The sequence below is a fragment of the Streptococcus sp. VTCC 12905 genome, assembly GCF_049893385.1.
GTDB lineage: Bacteria > Bacillota > Bacilli > Lactobacillales > Streptococcaceae > Streptococcus > Streptococcus suis_AA.
Window position 1 is genome coordinate 57,329 of sequence record NZ_JBMVJC010000009.1, and the last position, 8,893, is coordinate 66,221.

Annotated in this window: 8 protein-coding genes and 16 tRNA genes; all 24 read right to left on the bottom strand. The window is 40.5% G+C overall.

The features are described from left to right. Positions 1-80 precede the first annotated feature (80 nt). The 24 genes from ACPC58_RS04880 to ACPC58_RS04995 all read right to left on the bottom strand — a co-directional run bounded on the left by ACPC58_RS04880 (position 81) and on the right by ACPC58_RS04995 (position 8,793). The gene (locus ACPC58_RS04880; protein WP_130555198.1) at positions 81-329 is read right to left on the bottom strand and encodes a phosphopantetheine-binding protein; all 249 of its coding nucleotides are present in this window, start codon (positions 327-329) and stop codon (positions 81-83) included. Next, the gene (plsX, locus tag ACPC58_RS04885) at positions 322-1,329 is read right to left on the bottom strand and encodes a phosphate acyltransferase PlsX (RefSeq protein WP_434065417.1); all 1,008 of its coding nucleotides are present in this window, start codon (positions 1,327-1,329) and stop codon (positions 322-324) included. Before plsX ends, ACPC58_RS04880 begins: the two co-directional genes overlap by 8 nt. Beyond that, the gene (gene recO / locus ACPC58_RS04890; protein ID WP_434065418.1) at positions 1,326-2,108 is read right to left on the bottom strand and encodes a DNA repair protein RecO; all 783 of its coding nucleotides are present in this window, start codon (positions 2,106-2,108) and stop codon (positions 1,326-1,328) included. Before recO ends, plsX begins: the two co-directional genes overlap by 4 nt. Beyond that, on the bottom strand, positions 2,095-3,273 hold the full coding sequence (locus ACPC58_RS04895; RefSeq protein ID WP_434065419.1) for a pyridoxal phosphate-dependent aminotransferase: 1,179 nt from the start codon (positions 3,271-3,273) through the stop codon (positions 2,095-2,097). Before ACPC58_RS04895 ends, recO begins: the two co-directional genes overlap by 14 nt. An 89-nt stretch (positions 3,274-3,362) precedes the next feature. Beyond that, on the bottom strand, positions 3,363-4,328 hold the full coding sequence (locus tag ACPC58_RS04900) for a ribose-phosphate diphosphokinase (RefSeq protein ID WP_434065420.1): 966 nt from the start codon (positions 4,326-4,328) through the stop codon (positions 3,363-3,365). 105 nt (positions 4,329-4,433) lie between these two features. Continuing rightward, on the bottom strand, positions 4,434-5,708 hold the full coding sequence (gene pcsB / locus ACPC58_RS04905) for a peptidoglycan hydrolase PcsB (RefSeq protein ID WP_434065421.1): 1,275 nt from the start codon (positions 5,706-5,708) through the stop codon (positions 4,434-4,436). An 84-nt stretch (positions 5,709-5,792) separates the two neighbouring features. Further along, a complete protein-coding gene (mreD, locus tag ACPC58_RS04910; protein WP_130555653.1) occupies positions 5,793-6,308 on the bottom strand; it encodes a rod shape-determining protein MreD in 516 nt (171 codons plus the stop codon). A 1-nt stretch (position 6,309) separates the two neighbouring features. Further along, on the bottom strand, positions 6,310-7,008 hold the full coding sequence (gene mreC, locus ACPC58_RS04915) for a rod shape-determining protein MreC (RefSeq protein ID WP_418126887.1): 699 nt from the start codon (positions 7,006-7,008) through the stop codon (positions 6,310-6,312). Between the two features lie 201 nt (positions 7,009-7,209). Next, positions 7,210-7,297: transfer RNA gene (locus ACPC58_RS04920), tRNA-Ser, on the bottom strand. 11 nt (positions 7,298-7,308) lie between these two features. After that, positions 7,309-7,382 (bottom strand) — tRNA-Ile (locus ACPC58_RS04925). Between the two features lie 36 nt (positions 7,383-7,418). Continuing rightward, positions 7,419-7,491: transfer RNA gene (locus ACPC58_RS04930), tRNA-Phe, on the bottom strand. A gap of 22 nt (positions 7,492-7,513) precedes the next feature. After that, a tRNA-Met gene (locus ACPC58_RS04935) sits at positions 7,514-7,587 on the bottom strand. Positions 7,588-7,598: 11 nt separating this feature from the next. Then, positions 7,599-7,688, bottom strand: a tRNA-Ser gene (locus tag ACPC58_RS04940). A gap of 3 nt (positions 7,689-7,691) precedes the next feature. After that, a tRNA-Ile gene (locus ACPC58_RS04945) sits at positions 7,692-7,765 on the bottom strand. 13 nt (positions 7,766-7,778) lie between these two features. Then, positions 7,779-7,852 (bottom strand) — tRNA-Met (locus ACPC58_RS04950). A gap of 10 nt (positions 7,853-7,862) precedes the next feature. Then, a tRNA-Pro gene (locus tag ACPC58_RS04955) sits at positions 7,863-7,936 on the bottom strand. 47 nt (positions 7,937-7,983) lie between these two features. Then, a tRNA-Arg gene (locus ACPC58_RS04960) sits at positions 7,984-8,057 on the bottom strand. Positions 8,058-8,076: 19 nt separating this feature from the next. After that, positions 8,077-8,160, bottom strand: a tRNA-Leu gene (locus ACPC58_RS04965). Positions 8,161-8,166: 6 nt separating this feature from the next. Then, positions 8,167-8,238: transfer RNA gene (locus tag ACPC58_RS04970), tRNA-Gly, on the bottom strand. A gap of 12 nt (positions 8,239-8,250) precedes the next feature. Next, positions 8,251-8,323 (bottom strand) — tRNA-Thr (locus tag ACPC58_RS04975). A 15-nt stretch (positions 8,324-8,338) separates the two neighbouring features. Further along, positions 8,339-8,420, bottom strand: a tRNA-Leu gene (locus ACPC58_RS04980). 3 nt (positions 8,421-8,423) lie between these two features. After that, a tRNA-Lys gene (locus ACPC58_RS04985) sits at positions 8,424-8,496 on the bottom strand. A 38-nt stretch (positions 8,497-8,534) separates the two neighbouring features. Beyond that, positions 8,535-8,607 (bottom strand) — tRNA-Asp (locus ACPC58_RS04990). 113 nt (positions 8,608-8,720) lie between these two features. Continuing rightward, positions 8,721-8,793, bottom strand: a tRNA-Val gene (locus tag ACPC58_RS04995). Positions 8,794-8,893 lie beyond the last annotated feature (100 nt).

Below are 8,893 nucleotides of genomic sequence, written 5' to 3' on the forward strand. Positions count from 1 at the left end.
TGTTTATTTTATCACAGCTTGTTCGTATATTCAAGAAATACCTTAATCTTCCTGTAAAAGTAAAGAAAAACGCCCGTAAACTACGAACGTTTTTGTATTTCTTCATAAACAAAATCAACAATATCAGAAAGGGTTTCAAAGCGCTCAATCGCAGCATCTGGAATATCAATTCCAAACTCATCCTCCAAATTTAACACAAATTCCATAATTTCAACAGAATCTGCAGCAATATTATCAGCCAAAGTCGACTCAGGTTGAACATCGAAATCCTCACCTTTTTCATCTTGAATCAATTCAACAACCCGCTGATAGACTTGTTCTCTATTCATTGTCTTCCTCCACTACAGAAAATTTGGCAACTGATTTATCCACAATTCCGGCCTCCAAAATCGAACGCGTCTGTTTAAGAGTGTAGAAAATTGATTGAGCATCGCTGGATCCATGGGCCTTGATAACTGGAGCTTTTAGACCTAGCAAAACTGCCCCGCCAGCTGTTTTGTAATCCATAGCACCAAGCGCCTTTTTCAAGGTTGGCTTAACAAGTAGACCACCAATTTTAGCACGCAGACCACCATTCTTGATTGAGCCAGTCAACTGACCAACGATGGATTTTGCTGTACCCTCTATGGTTTTCAGCACAGCGTTTCCCGTGAAACCATCCGTCACGACCACATCCGCCACGCTGTTGAGCAACTCACGCGCTTCCACATTGCCGATAAAGTTGATTGACTTGTCTTCCGCCAAGAGTTTATAGGCCTCTTGGTGAACTGGAGTTCCCTTGGTATCTTCCGTACCGTTGTTCAAAAGTCCCACACGAGGTTGTTTGACACCACGCACGTGCTCCGCGTAAAATGAGCCAAGAATACCATACTGATAGAGGTGATGAGCTGTATTTTCAGCATTTGCCCCCAGGTCCATCATATCAAATCCCTTACCGTCCATAGTCGGCAAGGTAGACATAAGGCCAGGACGGTCAATGTGCTTGATGCGACCGACCACAAAGACGCCTGCCGCCAAAAGAGCACCTGTATTTCCAGCTGACAAGACCGCATCTGCTTGGCCATCCTTGACAGCCTTGGTTGCTAGGACCATAGAAGCCTCTTTCTTCCGACGAATGGCCTTGACAGGCTCATCATCTGAATTGATTTTCTCAGTCGTATGGACAATGCTGACACGTTCTGTCGCTGTCAAATACTGCTTGATTTTTTCCTCATCGCCATAGAGCTGAATTTCAATATCTGGAAAGGTAGCCAAAGCTTGATTGACACCTTCTACCACTGCCTGAGGGGCATGGTCCCCACCCATAGCATCTACTGCAATACGTTTCATTCTGTTTCCTCATTTTCTGTTCTTGGTTTCATAATCTGCCCCCAAGAAGACAAATCATCTATAAATTTCTTTGATTTCAAGTGAATCCCCACATATTCTTCATACAACTGGTCAATAAAAAGACGTAGTTTGCGTTTCATCTCAGGCTTGATGGAGATGGTTTCCAGCTCATCAAAGGAAATAGCCTGAAATTGATCAAGTAAATAGGGAACATTAGGATCCAGATAAGCCCGTCGTTCATCTTGTTGATAGTGTTGCGGACATAAGACCCCGCTGTACTTGTAGGAATAGTCAAAAGGCTGACCTACTCGATGACAGAAAGCACACTCATGAAAATTCAAACTAACACCAAATCGACCCAATAGCTGAATTTCAAAGATATTGGTTAAAATTTCATAGTCCAGACCCGACTCCATCAAGTCCAAGGTTTTTACCAAGAAAGCAAAAAGAGCTGGATCATAAACCTTGTCATGCAAGGCCGCATCTGCCAAAGCTAATATATAGGTGGCGTAGCTGAGCTTGAAAATATCACCGTTAATTGATTTAAATGGCTGTACCTGATGAAAATCTTCTATATAAGACAAACCATCATCATTAATTTTGACAATATAATCCGCATGTGTCAACGGCTGAATAGAGGCTACCAACTTGGACTTAGAGGCATGTTTCACGAAAAACATTCGCTTGCCCGACTTCTCAGTAAAGATTTTGACCAGTTTATCATCTTCTCGGAAATCTTGATTATAAAGGACGATTCCTCTGGTTTCAATTCGTTCCATTTTCTTTAAGATATTCTTTCAAACGAGCCATAGCTGTTTGAATTGTTTCCATACTTGCCGCATAAGAAATACGTACATACCCTTCCCCGTATTTACCGAAAGCTGCACCTGGAATAAAGGCAACTGCTTTTTTCTTAGCAAAATCCTGTAAAAAACTAAATGAATCCTGATTGTATTCCGCAGGTATTTTGGCAAAGATATAAAAAGCACCATCAGGTTTGATAACCTTAAAGCCCAAGTCAGTCATCTTTTCGATGATATAATCCCGACGCTTGACATATTCCGCCCGCATCGGTAGGGCATCATCCTTACCATTTTTTAAGGCCTCCACTGCACCATATTGCATAGCTGTCGCTGCGGCTGTTACTAGATACTGGTGACTTTTAATTATTTGAGCAATAATCGGAGCCTGACTCATAATCAAGCCAATCCGCCATCCCGTCATAGCATGAGATTTAGAAAGTCCTTGAATCAAAATGGTTTGCTCTGGTAAAAATTCTGCAATTGATGTATGTTGCTGACCAGTATAAGTCAACTCTGCATAAACCTCATCAGACAAGACAAAAATTGGATACTTCCGAATGACATCCGCAAAAGCCTGAATTTGCTCCCGTGAGTAAGTCACACCCGTTGGATTGGCAGGATAGTTGAGAATGACAGCTTTTAGCTTATCCCCCTGCTCAATAATCGCCTCTTCCAACATCTCAGGCGTCAATACAAAATCATTAGCAGTCGTATCGATTTCAACGATGTCTGCCCCTACCATATTGACAATAGGTTCATAACCAGGGTAGGCAGGAGCAGGCAGGAGAACAGTATCACCAGCCTCCAAAATGGCCACTAAACTAGCTGATAAAGCCTCGGTCGCACCGATCGTTGATAAAACCTCAGTATTTGGATTGTAAGTTAAATTGTATTTTTGAGCTACAAATTCAGCCGCAGCTTCACGCAAATCCAGCAGTCCAGCCATACCTGTATAGTAACTTTGGTTCGCATCAATTGCCGCTTTTGCTGCCTCTTTTACATGATCCGGTGTTGTAAAATCAGGCTCTCCCAAGGTCAGTTTTAAAATCCCAGGCACATCAGAAATTGACTGATCAAATTGACGAATCATTGATACCTCAATTCGATTTAAATTTTTATTGAAACGATTTAATAAATCCATACTGTCACCTCAAAAACATATAGATCTATTATAATATAATTTCCAAATAAATGTAAAAAAGAAGAGTCATTTAACTCTTCTTATACGTATTAACCACGACTTGTTTCAAACAAAGGTGATAGTGGACGTTTTTCATGAATACGAATAATCGCTTCTGCCAATAATTCAGCTGTCGAAATAAGTTCAATCTTGTCAATCAAGCGATCCTCAGCAATCTCTATTGTATCCAAAACAACTAATTTCTTAATAGCTGATTTACTAATGTTATCCATCGCTGGTCCTGATAAAACCGGGTGAGTACAAGAAGCATAGACAGCTGTTGCACCCGCTTCTGCTAACGCATCTGCAGCATGACAAATCGTACCTGCTGTATCAATCATATCATCAATTAAAATACAGGTTTTTCCTTCAACATCACCAATAATATTCATAACTTCTGATGTATTTATCTTATCAACGCTACGCCGTTTATCAATGATTGCAATCGGAGTCTTTAAGAATTGAGCTAATTTACGAGCACGAGTCACACCACCATGGTCTGGAGATACAACCACATAGCCATCTCCTACCATACCACGACGCTCAAAATAATCACCAATTAAAGGAGCTCCCATCAAATGGTCAACTGGAATATCAAAGAAACCTTGAATTTGCGCGGCATGTAAATCAATCGTTAACAAGCGATCAACTCCGGCTGTCTGTAACATATTTGCAACCAATTTAGAAGTGATTGGCTCACGTGCACGTGCTTTACGGTCTTGACGTGCATAACCATAGTAAGGCATAACAACGTTTACTGATTCTGCAGATGCACGCTTTAGAGCATCTACCATAATCAAAATTTCCATTAAGTTATCATTGACTGGTGAGCTAGTTGATTGAAGAATGAACACATGCGTACCACGGATAGACTCTTCAATATTGACTTGAATCTCACCATCTGAAAATTGACGAACACTTGATTTTCCCAAAGGGATTCCTATGATGTGTGACACTTTCTCTGCTAACTTTTGATTAGATGATAGTGCGAACAATTTTAAGTCAGTAAACGACATGACTGCCTCCTATATTTTTCTACCATTACTATTTTAACGTTTTTTACTTCATTTTTCAATAAAAAATAGAGCGCACAATGATTACGCTCTAATAAAAATAACAAATCAATATGAAGGATAAATATAATAAACTGTACCTTCAGAAGTTGTCGTAGGATTAAACCAACCACGGTGGTTACCAATATAACGACGACCCAAATAGTTGGACTCTGAGACTTGAATGTTTGTAGAACTTTCAACAGCAGTAACTAAAGCCACATGTCCATATGCTCCACCAACCCAAACAGCAACTGCTCCAACTTGCGGAGTTGTCCCAACGCTAAAACCTTCTGCACGTGCTGATGCAACCCACTGGTTAGCATTACCCCAATAAGGGCCAACCCATGACAGTTGAGATTTAACACCCCATGTACATTCACCTACAGGATAAGATGAAGCATTGTATCTTGCATTATTAGATGCTGCAGATGAAGACGAAGAGGATGATGAAGAGGATGATGAAGAGGATGATGAAGAGGATGAATTTGAAGGTGTTGATACAGTTGTTGATTGTTCGACTACTTGACTTTGAGAAGAAGTAACAACTGTTTCAGTACTAGGTTGTGCAACAGGTGTTGAAACAATTGAGGCTGCCTGTTGTTGAGCCAAAGCAACTTGTTGAGCTTCATATGCTGCTTGACGAGCTGCAGCCTGACGAGCCGCCTCTTCAGCAGCAGATTTTTCTGCCAACAACGCTGACTTCTCATCTTCAGCAGTCGCTTTTTCTGCCGCAAGATTCAATTGAGCCGCTTTTAACTCAGCCTGACGTACTTCCAAAACTTGAGCATCATCTTCAAGTTTTTGACGATTAGCCGCCAAAGTCTTAATTGCTTCTTGGTTTGCCTTTTGTTTTTCTACAATAGCTTCCTTATCAGTTTTTTGTTGCTCTAACATACGATTATTAGCAGTAACAATTTCACGCATAGCATTCACACGTGACACTGCATCAACAATTGATTTTGAATCTAAAATAGTATTGATGTAACTAGATGCTGAAGCATCAACTTGTGCGCTACGAGCTTGTTCTTTCAATGCACTATCACGAGACACAATATCAGCAGACAAACGTTCAATTTCAGCCTCTAATGATGCAGATTCACTTTCTAAACGAGCATTTTCTTCATTTAATTTAGCCTGCTCAGCAACAATTTCGTCAACCTGAGCTTGAATATTATCAACTTGTTGTTGTGCAGCTGCTTGCTGTGCAGTGAGACTACTAATTTCTTGGTTTTTAACTTCAATCTGACTATCAATATCATTCGCGCTAATCACAGCCACATAGCTAACATTCGATAAAACAACAGTACTCAACATCAATGTAGCTAAGATTTTTTTCTTCATACTAAATTAGACTCCTCTTTCATATTCTGACTCTATCATTTTAACAAAAAAAAAGCGTAATAATGTTACGCAATTATTACATTTTTATGTCTTATATGTAATGTCAAAAAAACGTTTAAATACCGGTCTTCCTAGACAATACATAACACTATTTATGATTAAACTAGGTAGTAGATTATAAAAAGTAAAAATAAAGACTGACAAATTCGTCAGATGAAAAATCCTAGCAAACAAATAACTAACAAATTCAAAATAGAAGATTAACACCAAAAAAACTAGTAAATCAACGAACCAATTGCGTTCGAAAGATTTGTAGAAATAATAGATAACAAATATCAAGAGCGGAAAAATTGTAGTTGCAATTCCAAGGATATTCAGATAATATTGGTCATAAATTAAACCGAGTACAATAAAAATAAATAGGGACGATGGCAAAGAAATGAGGTCAATTAGATACAGACCAGCTAAAAGCAAAAGATGGCTCGAAATAGAAAAATGACTAAAAGAAACTGTAGTAAATAAAGTTGATAACTGGCTATCAATCAAAAAAATGAAGAATAAAAAAGGAAAAACTAATAAGCGTAATGAGCTATATTTCATATTATTCCTCCACTAATAAGACCGAATAAATCTCAGAAAAATCGGTAGTTGGCTCAATAAAAACTTCTCTATTCAAATTATTGCTTGTTGAACTAATAGATTTGACTTTCCCAACTTGAATATTTGCAGGTGTTGTCCCTGCTAAATCGCTAGTTACAACATTACTATCAATTTTAATTTCATCCATAGAATTAAGTTGATTCACAACAAAACTATTTGAATCTGAATCATAACCATACAAAATACCATAAATATCCCCAGATTGAGTTGAAATTTTAACTGGTATTTTAGTAAATTCATCAGAATTAGTTAACAATTTAACATTAGCAGAAGAAGACTCGACATTTGTAACTATCCCAGCAAGCCCACCATTCGCTACAACTAACATATTTTCAACAACACCTTGTTCAGTTCCAGCATCGATAATCAATTGTTCAGTCCAAGATACAGGATTTCTAACTAAAACAAAACTAGAAAGAAAAGATTTTTCAGGAAATAAAGCTACAATCCCTAAATCCTTTCTTAATGACTCATTCTCTAAACGTAAAGTTTCATTGTCTTCAGAAATATTCTCAAGTGAAGCGATAGATTGTTTTAATTCTTGATTTTCATTAAAAGTAGAAAAAAGATCCTCAATCTTTGTTCTTTGTGCGGTAATAAATGAAACGGTTGGTGAAAAAAATTTTTCTATAGGCGTCATGACTCCAGAAACAATACTAGAAAGAAACGGAATATCATGACTGCCACTTGTCGTAACGAACAGCAATGAAAACGATAGAATTAGGAAAACGAAAAAGGCTATGATGAGCTTAGACAATTTATTCATTAAAAGACCCTCTACTGAAAATACAATTGAAAATACAATAAAACGAGAATATCAATAGATAATCTCGTTCACTTACGGAGAATAAGGGATTCGAACCCTTGCGTCAGTTACCCGACCTAACGATTTAGCAAACCGTCCTCTTCAGCCTCTTGAGTAATTCTCCATATTATTTTATGGGCACGAGTGGAATCGAACCACCGACCTCACGCTTATCAGGCGTGCGCTCTAACCATCTGAGCTACGCGCCCAAGAAATAAAGTAACTACTTGGACATAGCCATGTAATGGCGCGAGACGGAATCGAACCGCCGACACATGGAGCTTCAATCCATTGCTCTACCAACTGAGCTACCGAGCCATAATCCACAATATAAATAGAATTGCGGGAGCAGGATTTGAACCTACGACCTTCGGGTTATGAGCCCGACGAGCTACCTAGCTGCTCCATCCCGCGATAGTAAGTAAAGGAGGATGTGGGATTCGAACCCACGCACGCTTTTACACGCCTGACGGTTTTCAAGACCGTTCCCTTCAGCCGGACTTGGGTAATCCTCCAAATGGACCTTGTAGGACTTGAACCTACGACCGCTCGGTTATGAGCCGAGAGCTCTAACCAGCTGAGCTAAAGGTCCAGCAACAAGTTAATAGCGGCGAAGGGGATCGAACCCCCGACCTCCCGGGTATGAACCGGACGCTCTAGCCAGCTGAGCTACACCGCCAAATAGTGAATCGGGAAGACAGGATTCGAACCTGCGACACCTTGGTCCCAAACCAAGTACTCTACCAAGCTGAGCTACTTCCCGATATCATTAAAAATAAAGCTCCCCTAACGTCTCCATTAAGCGAGTGATGCACCCTAGAGGAGTCGAACCTCTAACCGCCTGATTCGTAGTCAGGTACTCTATCCAATTGAGCTAAGGGTGCTAACTATATATGTAGTCCATGCCGAGGACCGGAATCGAACCGGTACGATGTTGCCATCGCAGGATTTTAAGTCCTGTGCGTCTGCCAGTTCCGCCACCCCGGCTCTTAAAGCGAACGACGGGATTCGAACCCGCGACCCCCACCTTGGCAAGGTGGTGTTCTACCACTGAACTACGTTCGCAATTCTTCTGAATGCCGGCTACATGACTTGAACACGCGACCCTCTGATTACAAATCAGATGCTCTACCAACTGAGCTAAGCCGGCCTATTTCTATTCCTATGCGGGTTAAGGGACTTGAACCCCCACGCCCGAAAGCGCCAGATCCTAAATCTGGTGCGTCTGCCAATTCCGCCAAACCCGCATATGACTCGTGCTGGGCTCGAACCAGCGACCCATTGATTAAAAGTCAATTGCTCTACCAACTGAGCTAACGAGTCTTGAATATTTCTTTGAATTGTACCACAAACAATCCGAACGGTCCCGACGGGAATCGAACCCGCGATCTTCGCCGTGACAGGGCGACGTGATAACCGCTACACTACGGGACCAATCTGTACTCAAGCTAAAATCCTAGTGAAAAACATTAACTTTCTAGAGTCATTGACTCTGTGTCAGTTTCCTAATTTCATTCGGTTTTATTAACGCTTTTAGTAACATGATATGGGAGTTAACGGGATCGAACCGCTGACCCTCTGCTTGTAAGGCAGATGCTCTCCCAGCTGAGCTAAACTCCCATATGGAGATTTCTCTCCAAATCTTGCTAAGCGACTACCGTATCTAACAGGGGGCAACCCCCAACTACTTCAGGCGTTCTAGGGCTTAACTGCTGTGTTC

Excerpts from the sequence above, each read along its gene's own strand:
- ACPC58_RS04900 (WP_434065420.1), bottom strand. The coding sequence starts at position 4,328 with ATGTCGTTTACTGACTTAAAATTGTTCGCACTATCATCTAATCAAAAG.
- pcsB (WP_434065421.1), bottom strand. The coding sequence starts at position 5,708 with ATGAAGAAAAAAATCTTAGCTACATTGATGTTGAGTACTGTTGTTTTA.
- ACPC58_RS04880 (WP_130555198.1), bottom strand. The coding sequence starts at position 329 with ATGAATAGAGAACAAGTCTATCAGCGGGTTGTTGAATTGATTCAAGAT.
- ACPC58_RS04895 (WP_434065419.1), bottom strand. The coding sequence starts at position 3,273 with ATGGATTTATTAAATCGTTTCAATAAAAATTTAAATCGAATTGAGGTA.
- plsX (WP_434065417.1), bottom strand. The coding sequence starts at position 1,329 with ATGAAACGTATTGCAGTAGATGCTATGGGTGGGGACCATGCCCCTCAG.
- recO (WP_434065418.1), bottom strand. The coding sequence starts at position 2,108 with ATGGAACGAATTGAAACCAGAGGAATCGTCCTTTATAATCAAGATTTC.
- mreC (WP_418126887.1), bottom strand. The coding sequence starts at position 7,008 with ATGACGCCTATAGAAAAATTTTTTTCACCAACCGTTTCATTTATTACC.
- mreD (WP_130555653.1), bottom strand. The coding sequence starts at position 6,308 with ATGAAATATAGCTCATTACGCTTATTAGTTTTTCCTTTTTTATTCTTC.